The organism is Sphingomonas trueperi (assembly GCF_040545965.1).
Lineage (GTDB): Bacteria > Pseudomonadota > Alphaproteobacteria > Sphingomonadales > Sphingomonadaceae > Sphingomonas > Sphingomonas trueperi_C.
Genome location: NZ_JBEPMV010000013.1, coordinates 1 through 15,538 on the forward strand (window position 1 = coordinate 1; position 15,538 = coordinate 15,538).

The following is a 15,538-nucleotide window of genomic DNA, read 5'->3' on the forward strand; positions in this document are numbered from 1 at the left end:
CATCGGCGAACTGCTTGATCGCTTCCCGCCCTGCCAATGTGCCAACTTCTTCCAGGCCGCTGGATATCAACGGTCAATGTGAAATTGCTCTAGGTCACGCAGTTGGCGGGCTCTCGCACCCCCCGTCCGTCAACAGTGAAAGAGCCCGCCATGCTCCGCAGCCGGCGGGCTCTTTTATGCCTTCAAGAATGCCCACGCTTCAGGTCAGCCGGTGAATATCCATTCCGCGACCCGTCGCCGCGTCGGCTGGGTTCATGCCTGCCCTGTGGGTTGAGGGTAAACGGCACGAGCGACGTTGAGGTCGTGGAACGCCGCGGCCATCGCTGCTTCGTCGACTTCTCGGAGGAAATACGGGTACAGCGAGCGCGAGCTGCTCTTGGTCGCTTGCCTGTGGCTCGCGATGTTTGCCCTTATGGTCTCTACGCTGAGCCAAAGTAGATGCGAAGGCGCCTGCACACTTTCATTTGTTCGAGCGTCCCCCACAGGACGAAAGCCGAGCATGGCTTCGTAGAAGCTTCGATGCCGCGGATTCACCTCGATGAAGAGGTCCGTGCATTGGTGCTTGGCCGATCCGTAGATCAGCACGGCATGAAACAGGTGCGCCAAGCGGGGCCGAGCAGGGGTGGACGCGTCGAAAGCGAATTTCGTCAGCTCACAAATGCTAGCGCCTGGGGCAGCACGAAATGTGTCTAGGACATCCCCAAAGGTACGATCAGCAGCAAGGCCCGCAGCGCCGTCGACTGTCAGTGTAAGTGTGCCTACTAGCGCTTCGTCAGATGCGGCGAGGAATGTGGTGCAACGCTCTCCCTCAGGAATTTGATGATCGCAGCCATAACCCCGCCATCCATACATTCTGTTCAGAAGGTCTGCAGCTTCGGACCGGTGCTGCCGATTTGATGCGATTTGGATACCGAAGTCGGCAGCGGCCGCAGGCGGCGTTTTATGCAACCACTCTGCCGCTAGGGATCCAACGGCTGCTGACGCGCGTCCGGCAGCCGCATTCACTGCGTCCAATGTCATGATAATCCCGTCATTTTTGCTCTCGACCCAAGCTACGGGGTACCGCGACAAGATATCGTTTGCGCTAAGGGCTGCCCACATTTCGGCCGTAGCGTTCTGAAAACGCGGCCAAATTTCGAACTTGCGGGACGGCTGAGTTCATCGCTGGGGCGGTTAAGGCAATCTGCCTCGACTGATCGCATTTTTGCTGAATGGAACCAAGCACTTGCCTAGGCGTTCGGCCCTCCGGCCGAACATCGTTAACGGCTTGGTAACCTTTTCAGGGAGTCTACTGTATGAAGCGCTATCTCGCGGCCGTTGCCGCCATTTCGGCGGGCCTTCTTGGCACGACCGCAGCCCAGGCTGCAACCACGATCATCACCCCGAGCTCGCAGCCGAAGGGAACGACTTTCGTTGTTTCGGGCGATCCGTTCTCCGGTCCGGTCGCTGCAACGTTCGGTCACACTGGCATCGCCGCGGGCGCTTTCACCGACCTCTTCCAGTTCACCCTGGGTCAGGACGGCACGGGTAGCGGTTCGGTGACTACCAGCGTTACTAAGTCGGGTTTCCTGAAGTTCACCGACCTCGACATCACCTCCGTCACGTTCAATGGCATCACTGCGACCAGCACTCTCTTCGACCTGGCCGGAAAGGTCTGCTCTGCCCGCGGCGTGGGCAGCTGCGGCGCCAGCGAAGCTTTTGCACTCACTGACGCAATGGTGAAGGCCGGTGTGCTGAACACCATCACCATCACTGGTGTTTCGCGCGGTCTGGGCTCCTATGGCAGCAACGCGACCTTCGATCCATCGGCCGTTCCTGAGCCCGCTTCGTGGGGCCTTATGATCGGCGGCATTGGTGCTGCGGGCATGACTCTCCGCCGCCGTCGCTCGAACGCTGCTCGCCGTTCCGTCCAGACGGCCTGAGCCTAGTCCATTTTTCCGGTGCTATGGCCCCATGTGGGCTGAGAGCACCGGAAGTGGATTTAGAGTGCTCCATCGTCAGGAGCACAAAGCAAAAGGGCCCAGGTAGACACCCCTGGGCCCTTCGCTTGTCAGGCCACCTGAAGCCTAGGTGGCAGCCAAGATCGTTCTGAAAGCATTCATGCTTCGCCAGCTGCATCCCTGAGACGTCGTGGGCCTTCCGATAGCCTCAAGCTCCGTGAGCAGAGGTCTCATCCAAGCCCCCAAAAAAGATGGTTAATACGCTGGCCACGTGTTCGAATTGGCGTGTTGAGCTACCGAGGTCAAGCGGATGGCGTTAATGCGCCAGATTCGATCGTTCAAACTCACCAGGCTTTCCTGGAAGCGAATACTCGCGAGCAAGAAAAGCTGGCACAGCCGGGGCTTGCAACCGAGCTGTCCTGAGATACACGAAACAGCTAACCCAAGCGTAACGCCATTACGAGAGGAGTGTCGATGACTCCCGAGGAAAAGACCAGGGCGTTTCTGATCGCGGAAGAGCTCATTGAGCAATATGGCGACGCCGTTCACCTGTTCTTGGGCGCGAAAATCTTCGAAACGCAGTCTCAGGGAAACATCGAGCAGATGGAAGCATGGCTCGTCATTCGTGAAGTCGCCTTAACGGTGCTTGAGGCATACTCTCGACCCATGCACTGATTGTCTCGCAGCGACGTTACGCCCACCGCTGGCATGTCTCGCCGGAGAGGACCTGCGGCGACGTTCCAAGCATTTTTTAACCGACTCGTAAGAGCGAAGCCTGCTTCTAAAAAATAGCTCGTGCTTTCGAGTATCTGATTGCAGATCGCCCGAGAGGGTGTTTATCGCAGAGGGAATGGTGATTGGTGAGCTAAGCGCCCAATTTCTGCCATTCAGCAGAGCGATCCTCGTTCCCAGAAGCAGACCTAAACGGATTAGGCCGATCGAGCCGGCGGCGAGTGCGAGCGGGTGGAAAGCGCTTGAGGATCAGCCGTTTCGGATAGGTACGACGTTTCGCTTGTTTGAGCTTGTGAGTGCAGTGAAGCACCTACAAACAAGGATTCTATGAGCCTTCCCGCTGCGCCCAGCCACCTCCGCTTCCTTGATCATGACGGCGAAATCGCCCGCCTTATTCGCCATCGAGATTGGTCTGCGTCACCATTGGGAGAGCCGGACACCTGGCCTCAGGCTCTCAGAGCAGTGGTTGGCCTGATGCTGTCGTCCAAATTTCCCATGTTCGTAGCTTGGGGACCGGATCTCGGCTTTCTCTACAACGACGCTTACGCGGAGATCCTGGCCAACAAACACCCTGCCGCGCTCGGGGAGAGGTTCCAGGATATATGGGCTGAAATCTGGCCGGATATCTCACCCCTCATCAATGCCGCCATGATGGGAGAGGCAACCTATCGTCAGGACCTCCCGCTGCTGATGCACCGTCAAGGGTTCGACGAGCAGACCTGGTTCACCTTCTCCTACTCTCCCGCCTACGGTGACGCAGGGGAGATCGCCGGTATGTTCTGTGCCTGCACGGAAACCACCGGTCGGGTCCGAGCCGAACGCGCCGTACAAGAGAGCGAATCCCGCTTCCGCAACATGGCTGACCACGCGCCGGTGATGATGTGGGTCACCGATGAGAGTGGATACTGCACCTATTTGAATCGCGCTTGGTACGAATGGACGGGCCAGTCCCCTGGAGAGGCCGAGGGGTTCGGCTGGCTGGATGCAACTCATCCTGACGATCGTGAGGAGGCGGAGAGGGTGTTCCGCGAAGCGAACGGTGCGCGGTCCGGGTTCCGGGTTGAGTACCGCCTGCAATGCGCAGATGGAAGCTATCGCTGGGCGCTGGACGCAGCCTCTCCCCGTTTTGGAGACGATGGTTCGTACCTGGGATATGTCGGCTCTGTCATCGACATCCATGAGAGGCGAACGGAGGAGGACCGGCAACGAGAGAGCGAGGCCAGTCTCCGCCGGCTGACAGACGCGCTACCCACGTTCGTGTGGTTCGCAGATCCTGAGGGTGACCTTACCTACTTCAACAGCCGCTGGTACGAGTACACTGGCCAGAGGGAAGCTGAGGCACTTCCAAACGGTTGGATCACGGTGCTTCACCCTGATGATCAGGAACTCACCTCCGCAGCCTGGTCGGACGCCCGGGCAGGAGGGACGCTGTACGAAACAGAGGTTCGGTACAGGCGGCACGACGGCGAATATCGGTGGTACGTGGCTCGAGCTGAGCCCATTCGGGACCAAACGGGATCCATCACGACCTGGGTCGGCAGCTCGATCGACATCCATAATCGTAAATTAGCCGAGACCGCACTTCGCGCCAGTGAAGCGCAATTCCGCCTCATGGCCGACGCTGTGCCGCAGATCGTCTGGATCACGGACGCACAGGGACGCACGGAATTCTTCAACAAGCACTGGTCCGACTTCACTGGCTCGGATTATCATCCGAGTACCGCCAGCGGCATGGCGGCGGAGCACGTCCATCCTGACGATGTGGCGTCGACGATGGCTGCCTTCGATGAGGCCCGTAGGACCGCTACGACGTTCCTCGTCGAACATCGGATTCGGTCAGCCTCGGGGGAGTATCGCTGGTTCCTCGTCCGCGGCGAGCCGTATCGCGACAACAGCACGGGAGAAATCGTCCGATGGTTCGGTGCTTCTGTCGACATTCACGACCGTAAGACTGCTGAGGCAGCCCTCAAAAAACTGAACGAAACTCTGGAGGAGCAGGTCTCAATCCGTGCCGCAGAGAGGGACCGTATCTGGAACCTGTCGCAGGATATGCTGGCGCGTGCCGACTATAGCGGGATGATGTCAGCCGTTAGCCCGGCATGGCAGCGCGTGCTGGGGTGGAGTGAAAGGGAGTTGCTCACGCGCGATTACGCGACCTTCATGCATCCTGAGGACGTTCCTCCGACGCTCGAAGCAATCCAGCAGATGAGCGAGACGCGGCGCCCAGCGCGGTTCGAGAACCGGATCGCCACGGCTACAGGCGAATGGAAGCCGATTGAGTGGACGGTCGCCCCTGAACCTGATGGTGTCAACTTCATCGCTGTCGGTCGCGACTTAAGCCTCGCCAAAGCAAAGGAGGCTGAGTTGGAGGCAGCACAGGAGGCTTTGCGGCAGAGCCAGAAAATGGAGGCAATGGGCAGTCTTACAGGAGGTGTTGCTCACGACTTCAACAATCTGCTGACGCCGATCATCGGCTCGCTTGATCTGTTGGTGCGAAAGGGACTCGGCAGCGAGCGTGAGCGTCGATTGATCGACGGCGCGCTACAATCGGCAGAGCGAGCAAAAACGCTAGTGCAGCGGCTTCTTGCCTTCGCTCGACGCCAGCCGCTGCAATCGACGGCGGTGGACCTAGTCACCCTTATAGGTGAAATGGCAGGACTTATTGAGTCGACTGTAGGTCCGACCATCGATGTACGCGTCGAACTCGATCCCGAACTGCCGCCGGCGAACGCCGACCCTAACCAGCTCGAGATGGCACTGCTGAACCTGGCGGTGAACGCTCGGGATGCAATGCCGGCGGGCGGGCAGCTCACAATCGCAGCCGCCAGAGAGAGCGTCCGCGGAGGGCACTCCGCAGGGTTGAAAGCAGGCCATTATGTACGGCTCTCCGTCCGCGACACGGGCAACGGCATGGACGAGGAAACGCTAAGCCGCGCTGTGGAGCCCTTCTTCTCCACGAAGGGCATCGGAAAAGGCACGGGTCTCGGACTCTCCATGGTGCACGGCCTCACTGCTCAGCTCGGCGGGGGTTTGACCGTCGAAAGCGCACCGGGACAGGGAACAGCTGTGACGCTATGGTTGCCGATCAGCGCAGCTCCGATCCAAGATCAGGACCCGGTTCGTCATTCTGTGGAGACGCGGGTTGGTCGAGGAGTTGCGCTCTTGGTCGACGACGAAGACCTTGTCCGGATGAGCACCAGCGATATGCTCTCGGACTTCGGCTTCGAAGTTATCGAGGTTGGGTCAGGTGAGGAAGCGCTCGCTCTGCTCCAATCGGGCACGATGCCAGACATCCTTGTAACTGATCACTTGATGCCTGGGATCAGCGGCACTGAACTGGCGCATAGAGCGCAGCGTATGATCCCTCAACTTCCTGTCCTCGTCGTCTCCGGCTACGCAGATGTTGAAGGGATCGCACCTGACTTGCCTCGGCTGACCAAGCCGTTTCGGAGTTCAGAGCTATCCCAAAGCATCAATGCCCTTCTTCCCGAGGCCGCTATCTAGGCTTACGTAATGTGCGACATAAGAGAACAGGGCTGCGAGAGAAATCCGTTGATGCAACGGCAGGGCGATCATTCGAAAAGGTAAGCTTTTCTGCGTTCAACTGTCCGGCGCAGCCAAATGCCTCGAAACGTTAGCGCCGGCAGCTCGGCGCCCAATTCCGGTCATTAGAAGGTTCTCAGCGGCTTCCCAGAAGCGGACATGGCGCTAGCCTGGTTCGCAGTAGGTCCCGACGCGCCGGCAGGGGAGGGGGTACCCAGTTGCGCAACTACTCTCAGACGGCCAGCAAGGCGACTGATCAACCCAAAAGCGGACCGGGGCGACCGGCCGCAGATCCACCCCGCCAAGGACCGGGAGTGGGACGAAGCGGTCGTTGGGCGGTGATAAGTTGAACATCCGCTATCGCCAGAAGACGACATTCAGCAGTCACTTCAGCCGGTGCTGATACGAAGCGAGCTGCACATCAATTCGAGATCTCTGGCCCGAGCAACAGCCGCATCGTACGGAAATCGAACGTGTAGCTGCCCCTGGCAGTCAATGCGGGCTGTCCAAGGTTGCCAAGAACGGCCGCCGTCTTGTCGCCCTCCAACGTAACGGTCACGTCCTGTTCGACGACGGTCGCCGCGCCTGCCGTGATCGTCATTCGGGGTTCGATTGCCACGTCGCCTTCGGTGCTGCCACCTAGGCCGAATGTCGTGTCTCGCTTGCTCGACCAGAGGCGCGCGCGATCGGCGAAGCGGATAGCATAGCTCGCGTGGAGGCTGCTTCGGTTTGCCCCCGTGTCGATGCTCATCAGGCCCGGGCGCCCCGCGATCTCCACTTCGACCACAGGTGTCAGTTGTTTCATGTAGAGCGTCGCCCCAGACCTGAGCAACGGCCCCGCTCGATCGATCGCAAACGTGCCGTCGGCATCGATCCGAAATCGCCCGAGCTGCGCGAGCGCGGGGCAGCCGAGTATCGCCGGGATCTGATAGTTGCCTCGCGGAGACCTTATGAACAATGCGCTGTCCGGTACGACGATCGCCACGACATTCCGAAGGGTCACACCGCCAACCGGCAGCCTATGTATGACAGCAATTCGTGTTGCGACCGAATGACCGCTCAATCCCACCGCGCGTGCGCCGGTATCGCGAACCGCCAATCGCATACGTCGGGCCGCACTCTCGGTTACAACGGAAAGGTTGGCACCTGTATCGATATTCCACGAGAGCGTGACGCCGCGCACCGTCAGATCGACATTCTGCGTGCCCAGCACATTGCGGTAACTGTGCAAGGTCGCGGAGCTGCTGCCTGTCGCCTTTGGTCTGGACACGTCGCGCAACACCGCCGCCGTTCCGAGCGCCTCACGCAGATCGGCAAGCTCGTCCGGATCGGCAGGGTCGCCATGGGCCGCGAGCCACCGCACGATCAACGCATGTTCCTTCCTGTACGCACCCTGCCGGGCATAGGAGTCCAGCAGCGCCTCGAATGCGGCATGTGCCCGGGCAGAATGGGTCTGTTCCAATATCGCCAAGCATCGCGGGAGCGATTTCGACACTTCCTCGAGACGGTTGTCGCGGGTGGCGATGATCCCCTCCACCACGCAGCGCTCGGCGCCCTTCGGCATCGCCTGCGCCAGTATCCGTGCGCCGGCCATATCCCATCGCGCAAGCGCGGCGTCGACCGGGAGCAGGTTCTCGGCTGGCGACGCGGCATTGGAGGGCGTCGCGGCGGCAGCCGCCACGGCGAGAATGGCTTGCACCACCATGCCGTGGCCTTCCAATCCCAGTCCGATCACGCTGCCATGGCCTTGGCGCGGCGACGCACGTCGCTGATCGTCAGCGAAACCGCCGAGACCAGGAAGTAGAAGGCGCCGAACGCCGCATAGGGGGCGATGTCGGCAATGCTGACCGGGGCGGCGCCCGCCGCTTTGCTGAGCATGTGTGCGCCGGCCAGGCCGGACTGGGCACCGCTCAGGATCATCGCCCATTGCGCGCCAAAGGATTTCCAGCGCCGCACGCCGGTGAGGAGCTGGAACAGGCCGGAGAGGACCGCCCACACGCCGAAGATCTGGAGGACCGCGTGCATGCCATGTGGCAGGGTTATGGCGACCGCGACGGCGGTCACGATGCTGACGACGAAGTTGAGCATCTGGCTCTTGTTCCGCGCCAGGCCGCCGCTGCGGCGTGCGTCGAGATAGTTGGCCAGCGCGTCCCAGGCCGGATAGGCGACGAGCATCACCGCGGCCAGCGACGGCATGGTCCTGGCAACGGTGAAGGCAAGGACGACCCAGATTACGGCGACGGCGAAGCGCAGATAGTAATAGGTCTTGAGCCAGTCGCGGTCCGGGGACTTCGCGTGGGTGATGGTTTCCATGGCGTGGTTCCTTTCTGTGATGCAGGCGCACGTCGCCCGCCCGGCAAGCGGGGTGGGTTGGGTCGATCGTCGGCGGTGGAGGCAGTGTGCGGCTGGTGATCTGCCGCGTGGGTGATCGTTAGAGGCGGAAGCGTTGCGGCAGGCACCATCGCGCCACGGCCACCACGGCAGTGCACCCGACGCTGTACCAGACCACCACGTAGAGGGGATCGTTGAACGGGCAGCAGAATGCGAAGACGAAGGCGCCGCAGGCCCCGGCGGCGACGCCGCTCGCAAGCGCGCTAAGCCGCGGCTGGGTCGGCGCCGCCCGGCGCATCAGCGCCCCGAGCAGTGCGAGGATCGGCAGCGAGAGCACGAAGATCGAGGTTGCGCACCGCATGCCGCTCATCGGATTGATACGGTCGAGCAGCCCCAGCTCGGCCATCCCTGCGGGCGTGACGAACGCACCGCCGACCATGGCCTGCGCCGCCAGCACGCAGGCGAGCAGCAGCCCGTACCGCGGCCGTGCCGTCGGCGAAAAGGATCGGACCGCCAGCACGCAGGCAGCCAGGGCGAGGAGGCCGAGGCTCGCTACCCTCCACACCAGATGGGGCGCCCAACCCATATGGTGCATGTCGGCGCGCATCAGGCCCGTAGCCGGGGCAAGGGCGAGCTCCACCGCACACAGCGCGAGGAGCAGCACGCCTTCCCGCACCATACTGCGCCGCCGGACTGGCGAGAGCTCGGACGACAGGTCGACGATCAGGGCTTCATTCGACATCGGGGGTCATCTCGATCAATGCCGTCAGGCGGGCGAGCCCGCGGTGGATGTTCATCTTCACGGCCGACGGGGACAGGCCGGTCTGGGCCGAGGCTTCGTCGATGCTATAGCCCTGCACCTTGACTAGCAGGATCGCCTGGGCCTGGGCCGGGCGGATCTGGTCGAGCAGGCTGGCGAGGACCGAGCTGCTGACCACCGCCGCCCCGTGATCGCCGGCGGCGATCGTGTCGGGCAGTTCGTCCGCCGAACGGCGCGCCAGGCTGCGCAGCTGGTCCACCCATTTGTTCTTGGCGATCGCCGCGAGCCAGGGAGCGAAGGGGTAGCGCGGATCATAGGTGTGGCGCCGCCGATGGATGGCGAGCAGGGTTTCCTGGACGGCATCGTCGACCTCGCCCGGCGGCAGCCTCCGCTCGAAATAGCGCGTCAGCCATTCGGACGTCTCTCCCAGCAGCCGCCTATACGCGCCGCCATGCCCGTTCTGGGCGGCTTCCATCAGGCCGCTCCAGCTGTCGGGCGCCATGCCGGAAGGCCGCGCGCGCGCGGGCCGCGGCGCCCCGGAGGGCGGCCTTGAGATGATTCTCGACAGAAAGTCGGGGCGCATGAATCCTTATTCGCCCGCGACGCGATGCGGGTCACTCTGCGTCGAACTTTTCTGCCGGAGGGTGTACCCCGTTCCGGCAACGCGTAAGGACAGGCCATGGAGTGGAGCGACGTCCGTATCTTCCTGGCCGTGGTGCGCGCCGGCACGCTGGGCGGCGCCGCGCGCGCGCTGCGTCTCAGCCATCCCACCATCGGCCGGCGGCTGCGCGCGCTTGAGGCGGCAACCGGCCAGACGCTGTTCCAGCGCACCGCCGAAGGGCTCATCCTCACCGAGGAGGGGAGCGCGATCGTGTCGCTGGCCGAGCAGATGGAAGAAGGCGCGCTGGCGATGGAGCGGCGGCTTGCCGGGCAGGAGCAAAATCTGCGCGGCCGCCTGCGCATCTCCTCGGCCGACTGGTTCGGTGCCTATGTGCTGCCCCCGATCGTCGCCGACTATACGCGCGCGCATCCGGACGTCGATGTCGAGATCCTGACCGGCACGCGCCTGTTCAGCCTCGCGCAGCGCGAGGCGGATATCGCCTTCCGGATCGTGCCCTTCGACACGTCCGACATCGTCCAGCGGCGGCTGGCCCGGCTGCACTACGGCGTCTACATCGCCGCGAGCACGCCCGAGCCGGCATTCGGCGACGGCACCGGCTTCCGGCTGATCACCCATGATACCTCCACGGGCAATTTTCCCGATATCGCCTGGCTTCTGGAAAGCTTCCCCAAGGCGACAACGGTGATGCGCTCGAACAACCGGAATGTGCAGGCGCGCATGTGCAGACAGGGGATCGGCATCGCCGTCCTTCCCCGCGCCGTCGGCAGCCAGACCCCCGGGCTGCGCCTGCTCGACCTGCCGGAGGCGCCGCCGAGCCGGGACATCTGGATGGGCTATCATCGCGATCTGAAGCATCTGCAGCGCCTCCGCGCGTTTATTGCGGTGCTGGACGAGCACCTGCGGGATGTCGGGCCTGGCTAGCCAACAGGACGAACGGCCTTTCCCGGTAGGAGAGATCCTTGATCCGCCGGAGCCCAAGCTTTTCGGCAAGCTTCAGCGAGGGAAGGTTGACCGGCTCGACCAGGCAGGCGACGCGATCATGGGGCGTGGCCTGTGCCAGCCAGCTTAGAAGGCCGGTGATCGCCTCGAGCGCCAAACCCCGCCCGCCGACGTCGGACGAGAAGAGCCACGAAGCTTCGGGCACGCTGTCGAGCAGCGGATCGACCCGCCGTCGGAAGAAGCCTGCACCGACTTCGCCGATGATGCGGCCGCTGGGCCGTTCGACGACGGCGAGCGCGCCGAAGCCGAAGAGGCTCCAATGGCCCGCGCAGCGTAGCACCCTTGTCCAGGCGCCTTCTTCGGAACCGGGTAAATTGCCGATGAACCTGCGCACGTCGGGATCAGCCGAGAGCGCCAGGATCGCCGGCACGTCGCCGGGTTCATAGGGACGCAGGAGGAGCCGCTCGGTGCCGATCATAGGGGTCCTGGAAGAAGGGCGCCGACGGCTTCAGCTAATGCGCAAGCAGGTGCGGACGAAGCGGACGAGCTCGCCGCTCAGCTCCAGATCCTCCGGCGTGCCACCCAGGAAGCCACCATGGGGCATCGCCTCGAAGACGTGAAGCTCGGCAGAAACGCCGGCCTTCCGCAGGGCGCGATGCATGCGCACGGTGTTGGAGAGGAAGAGATCGCGGGTACCGGATTGCAGCAGCGTCGGCGGCAGGCCAATCAGGTCGCCGAACAGCGGCGAGAGCGCGGGATCGGAGAGGTCGGCGCCGTGGGCATAGAGCAGGTTCGCCGCGCGCAGCGGGAGGGGCAGCATCAGATCCACCAGGCGGTTCACTGCGAAGCTGTCCCCGGACTCGGTCAGGTCCACCTCGGGCGACAGCAGGACGAGACCGGCCGGCATGGGAAGCCCCGCCTCCCGCGCCCGCAGCAGCATGGCGACGGCAAGGTTGCCGCCTGCAGATCTGCCGCCGATCACCACGTCCGAAGGCTTGTGATGCTCCAGCACATGGGCATAGGCCGCCAGCGTATCGTCCAATGCGGCGGGATAGGGATGCTCGGGCGGCGTGCGATAGTCTACGCCGTAGCAGCACAGGCCGTGCAGGTCCGCCTGCATCTGCGCACCGACCCGGCACGCCTCGCCCCCGCCAAATACCAGCGCGCCGCCGTGCAGATCGAGATAGGCCGCTTCGGCGATGGTCGCGGTATCGGGCGTGGCGACATGGACGACCGTGTCGCCGAGCCGAACGGTCTCGACGCTGGCGCGCAAACTGCCGGCAAGATCCTTGATGCCGGCGGCATAGTGCGCATCCACCGCCGCCTTGATCCGGACCCAGCCATCACGATCCTCGGGATCCGGCATCGGGTGCTTGGCATTGATCGGCACACCGTCGGCGTCGACCAGACGGTCCAGCGCGGCCCGCGCCTCCGCGCTGATCGAGCGAGGCGCAGGAAGCACGCGGGCGGGCAACCGCACACCGAAGCTTTGTTCATCCATGCGCGGCTGCCTCCTTGGGGGTCTGGTCTACGAGGAGGATGCGGGTCGCTCCTCCGTTGTTTTTAAGCTTCGTCCTGCCACCTGCGCAGATCGGTCTGATCATGATAGGCCATCCGATCCGGCGTGGTGATGAACTCCATGGTCGTGCCCCAGGGCATGCGGCAATAGCAGACCTTGTTTCCGGGACCTTTTTCCGTCGCATAGGGGATGGCACGCGGCGCCGTCAGCGGCGTGCCGCCCGCCTTCTCGAACCGCGCGACCGATGCATCGATATCGTCGGTGTAGAGCGCGAAATGGGTAATGCCGAAGTCGCTCGCGCGGATCGGCTGCGCCTGTTCGGGTCCGTGCATCTCGAACAGCTCGATATCGGGTCCGGTGCCGATCTTGACCATTGCCTGCCCGCGCACAACCGTCCCGGGGAAGGCGCCCACGGCGCGCTCGAACTCAGGCCCCTGTCGCGGCGGATCCTGCGGGCCGAACGACTGGTAGATAAGCTGGGCGCCGAAAGCCTCCGCCAGGAAGGCTTTGGCGGCTTCGATGTCGGGCACGGTGATGCCGATATGATTGACGCCGCGAATGACGGGTGCGGTCATGACGTTCTCCTTCGTTGATGGTTCGATTGCCCGCGGGTATTGGCGCGGTCGCCTGTTCATCCGGCCGTGAGGAAGTCGATCAGCGCGGCTGCGACTTCCGCCGGCCGCTCGTCCGCGACATAATGGCTGCACCGTGCAATCTCGCCGCCGGTCACGTTGGTGGCGAACTCCTCGAGCATCGGCACCATCCGCGCGCCGAAGCGCTGCTCTCCGCCGAGAGCAAGCACCGGCATCTCAAGCGGCTGCTTCTTGTACGCGAGCGCGGCTTCATGGTCGGCGTCGAGCGTGCGATACCATTCCATGCCGCCGCGGGTGCGGCCGGGAAGCCTCATCGCTTTCGCATAGATCTCGATGTTCGCCGGATCGAAGCTGCTGTGGTCGTAGAAGCGCTCGGCCATGAAGGTCGCAATATAGTCCCGCTCCCGGCCGTGGAGCAGACGTTCCGGCAGGTCCTGGTTGGCATGGAAGCCGAAATGCCAAAGCCTTGCGATCGTCGCCTCCCACTGGCTCCAGCCGGGAAGCGGCACGTCGAGGACCGCCAGTTGGGTGACAGCCTCTCGGTGGAGGGCGGCCTGCGCCAGTGCGACCATGCCGCCGATATCGTGCCCGCACACGGTATAGCGCGCGTGGCCAAGGGCAGCCATTACCTCGTGCGCATCCTGCGCCATCGTCGCCTTGTCATAGCCGTCCCGCGGGCAGTCGGAGAACCCCGCGCCGCGCAGATCGATCGCTACCACGCTGAAATGCTCGGCGAGCAGCGGCATCACCTGGTGCCATTCCCACCAGGTTTCCGGCCAGCCGTGCAGCAGGAGGATTGGCGGGCCGGAGCCCCCGGTGACGGCGTTGATCTTGATGCCGTTCGCCGGCACCAGTTGCTGGGCAAAGCCCGGCAGGGCTGCGATCATGATCGCTCTCCAATGGGATCGAAACGTTCGGGCGGGGCGGGGGCTTCAGGACGCGTCGAAGTCCGTGGCGATCGTGACGTCGCGCCAGGCGTCGATGTCGCGGCGGAAGGCGGCAAGCTTCCGCTCGGCGATTGCGTGCGCCGCAGGGCCGAGCGGCAGGTGGAGCGGGGCGTCCTCGGCGTCGACCGCCTGCAGGATCACCGCGACCGCCTTGTCCGGATCGCCCGCCTGGTTGCCGTTGCCCGTCTCGCGATACTGCTTGCGCGAGCTCGCGGCATATTCGGACATCGCGTTGGCCGCCATGGCAATGGACCGGCCCAGAAAATCGGTGCGGAACGGCCCGGGCTCGACGATCAGCACGCGGATGCCGAACGGCTTCAGTTCGCCGGCAAGCGCCTCAGAGATGCCTTCCACCGCGAATTTGGCGGCATGGTAATAGCCCCCGCCGCCCCGGCCCTCGATCCCGGCACCGGACGACATGTTGACGATCACGCCTCCTGCGCGCCGCAGGACCGGCAGCGCGGCTCTGGTGGTCTCGATGAGCCCGAAGACATCGACTTCGAACATCGGCCGATATTCCTCGGGCGTGGCTTCCTCGATTGCGCCGAACAGCGCGTAGCCGGCATTGTTCACGAGTACGTCGAACCCGCCGAAGCGGTCGACGGCCCGCGCGACGACTGCCCTGGCCGCCGCCGGATCGGTCACGTCCAGCGGCAGGGTGAGCATCCGACCATCGAACGGCGCGGCCATATGCGCGATCGTCTCGACGTTGCGCGCCGTAGCGATGACCCGGTCGCCGCGCCGTACCGCGGCAAGGGCGAGCCGCTGGCCGAAGCCGCTCGAGCAGCCGGTGATGAGCCAGGTTTTCATGACATACGCTCCACTGGTTTTCCGGCGAGAGTGGCAAGCCGCTCAGAGCGGCTGGAGGACGCTGCGCTGGGGTTGGACGGCGGTGACGATGGCGACGTCCGCCATGACCCGAGCCGTCTCCGGCGCCTGGAGCGCCGCTTCCATGGCCGCCATGTCTCGGAAGTTGACGACGCCCACGGCGAGCAGCCCGGCGCCGTCTTCTTGCGGGAAGAAGCCGGCGGCACTGATGAGACCGTAAGGACCCCAACTTTCCCGCACGAGCGGGAAGTGCACGTCGATCCAATGATCGCGGTCGAACGGCGTGTCCGCATCGCCCGCATAGGTCACCAGCATCGTGATCATCCTCGAAGTCCTTGTTCGCGAGCGCCCGAACCCCCCGCGGCAATCTGCTACCGCCTCGAGTTCGATCGGCTCCTTTCCGACGATGACGGCAATTTAGATTCTTGAATTTGTTCTTGAACGGCCAGCATTGCACGCTTGCCGTTCAGATTTGTGCGGGTGGTGGAAAGGCACCGCGCCGACAGCGTGTGCAATCCGGCGTTTGCGCACCTCCGTCGGCGCAAATTCTTCAGACCGGCCTCATGCCGCCATCGACGCGGAGTTCGACCTCAGTTGAGGCGCGTACAATGTGGTCATCCGGCGACAAGTGCGAGCGGCAGGTTATGGTGGAAACCGCCGTTCAGAGCCTGACTGGTGAGCGTCGCATTCTGGTCGGGAGCGGCCGCGGCGAGGCGAGCAGGTGCACCAGGCAGCAGCGCGCCCACTTCCCGCCGTTCGGAGGATCTCGCGAGCTTTCCAGAAG

General features: G+C 63.6%; 15 protein-coding genes. 4 read left to right on the top strand and 11 right to left on the bottom strand.

Annotation, left to right across the window (positions count from 1 at the left end; translation table 11 throughout):
- Window positions 1–252: 252 nt before the first annotated feature.
- Window positions 253–1,101 (bottom strand): N-acyl amino acid synthase FeeM domain-containing protein, encoded by an 849-nt coding sequence (locus tag ABIC35_RS21740; RefSeq protein WP_436286795.1) that lies wholly within the window; start codon window positions 1,099–1,101, stop codon window positions 253–255.
- Window positions 1,102–1,295: 194 nt separating this feature from the next.
- Between ABIC35_RS21740 and ABIC35_RS21540 the strand changes: the two genes are divergently transcribed.
- The 3 genes from ABIC35_RS21540 (at window position 1,296) to ABIC35_RS21550 (ending at window position 6,176) form a co-directional block, all read left to right on the top strand.
- Window positions 1,296–1,922, top strand: a complete 627-nt coding sequence (locus tag ABIC35_RS21540) for an FxDxF family PEP-CTERM protein (protein WP_121080138.1) — start codon at window positions 1,296–1,298, stop codon at window positions 1,920–1,922.
- A 492-nt stretch (window positions 1,923–2,414) separates the two neighbouring features.
- Window positions 2,415–2,615, top strand: a complete 201-nt coding sequence (locus ABIC35_RS21545; protein ID WP_121080140.1) for a hypothetical protein — start codon at window positions 2,415–2,417, stop codon at window positions 2,613–2,615.
- Window positions 2,616–2,999: 384 nt separating this feature from the next.
- Window positions 3,000–6,176 carry a PAS domain S-box protein gene (locus ABIC35_RS21550; RefSeq protein ID WP_121080142.1) on the top strand — a complete coding sequence of 1,059 codons (3,177 nt, stop codon included), beginning with the start codon at window positions 3,000–3,002 and terminating at the stop codon, window positions 6,174–6,176.
- Window positions 6,177–6,636: 460 nt separating this feature from the next.
- Here the strand turns inward: ABIC35_RS21550 and ABIC35_RS21555 are convergent, their stop codons facing one another.
- The 4 genes from ABIC35_RS21555 to ABIC35_RS21570 all read right to left on the bottom strand — a co-directional run bounded on the left by ABIC35_RS21555 (window position 6,637) and on the right by ABIC35_RS21570 (window position 9,808).
- Window positions 6,637–7,950 (bottom strand): aspartyl protease family protein, encoded by a 1,314-nt coding sequence (locus tag ABIC35_RS21555; RefSeq protein ID WP_147426008.1) that lies wholly within the window; start codon window positions 7,948–7,950, stop codon window positions 6,637–6,639.
- On the bottom strand, window positions 7,947–8,528 hold the full coding sequence (locus ABIC35_RS21560; protein WP_121080146.1) for a DUF308 domain-containing protein: 582 nt from the start codon (window positions 8,526–8,528) through the stop codon (window positions 7,947–7,949). The genes ABIC35_RS21555 and ABIC35_RS21560 overlap by 4 nt, the downstream gene beginning before the upstream one ends.
- Window positions 8,529–8,646: 118 nt before the next feature.
- Window positions 8,647–9,288 carry an NrsF family protein gene (locus ABIC35_RS21565; protein ID WP_121080147.1) on the bottom strand — a complete coding sequence of 214 codons (642 nt, stop codon included), beginning with the start codon at window positions 9,286–9,288 and terminating at the stop codon, window positions 8,647–8,649.
- A complete protein-coding gene (locus tag ABIC35_RS21570) occupies window positions 9,278–9,808 on the bottom strand; it encodes a sigma-70 family RNA polymerase sigma factor (RefSeq protein WP_354278607.1) in 531 nt (176 codons plus the stop codon). Before ABIC35_RS21570 ends, ABIC35_RS21565 begins: the two co-directional genes overlap by 11 nt.
- A gap of 177 nt (window positions 9,809–9,985) precedes the next feature.
- On the opposite strand from ABIC35_RS21570, the gene ABIC35_RS21575 reads away from it, so the two are divergent.
- Window positions 9,986–10,849: a LysR family transcriptional regulator gene (locus ABIC35_RS21575; protein ID WP_121080151.1), complete on the top strand. Its 864-nt coding sequence runs from the start codon at window positions 9,986–9,988 to the stop codon at window positions 10,847–10,849.
- On the opposite strand, the gene ABIC35_RS21580 is transcribed toward ABIC35_RS21575, so the two are convergent.
- From ABIC35_RS21580 to ABIC35_RS21605, 6 genes are all read right to left on the bottom strand, one after another.
- A complete protein-coding gene (locus ABIC35_RS21580; protein WP_121080153.1) occupies window positions 10,803–11,345 on the bottom strand; it encodes a GNAT family N-acetyltransferase in 543 nt (180 codons plus the stop codon). The two genes, ABIC35_RS21575 and ABIC35_RS21580, sit on opposite strands and share 47 nt — an antisense overlap.
- Window positions 11,346–11,375: 30 nt before the next feature.
- Complete coding sequence (locus ABIC35_RS21585; RefSeq protein WP_121080156.1) at window positions 11,376–12,368, bottom strand: alpha/beta hydrolase; 993 nt, start codon at window positions 12,366–12,368, stop codon at window positions 11,376–11,378.
- 62 nt (window positions 12,369–12,430) lie between these two features.
- Window positions 12,431–12,961, bottom strand: coding sequence for a VOC family protein (locus ABIC35_RS21590; RefSeq protein WP_121080158.1), 531 nt, complete (start codon window positions 12,959–12,961; stop codon window positions 12,431–12,433).
- A gap of 56 nt (window positions 12,962–13,017) precedes the next feature.
- Window positions 13,018–13,866, bottom strand: coding sequence for an alpha/beta fold hydrolase (locus ABIC35_RS21595; RefSeq protein ID WP_121080160.1), 849 nt, complete (start codon window positions 13,864–13,866; stop codon window positions 13,018–13,020).
- Window positions 13,867–13,911: 45 nt separating this feature from the next.
- The gene (locus tag ABIC35_RS21600; RefSeq protein WP_121080162.1) at window positions 13,912–14,736 is read right to left on the bottom strand and encodes an oxidoreductase; all 825 of its coding nucleotides are present in this window, start codon (window positions 14,734–14,736) and stop codon (window positions 13,912–13,914) included.
- 42 nt (window positions 14,737–14,778) lie between these two features.
- Entirely contained in the window at window positions 14,779–15,078 is a 300-nt protein-coding gene (locus tag ABIC35_RS21605) for an EthD family reductase (RefSeq protein WP_121080164.1), read from the bottom strand.
- Window positions 15,079–15,538 lie beyond the last annotated feature (460 nt).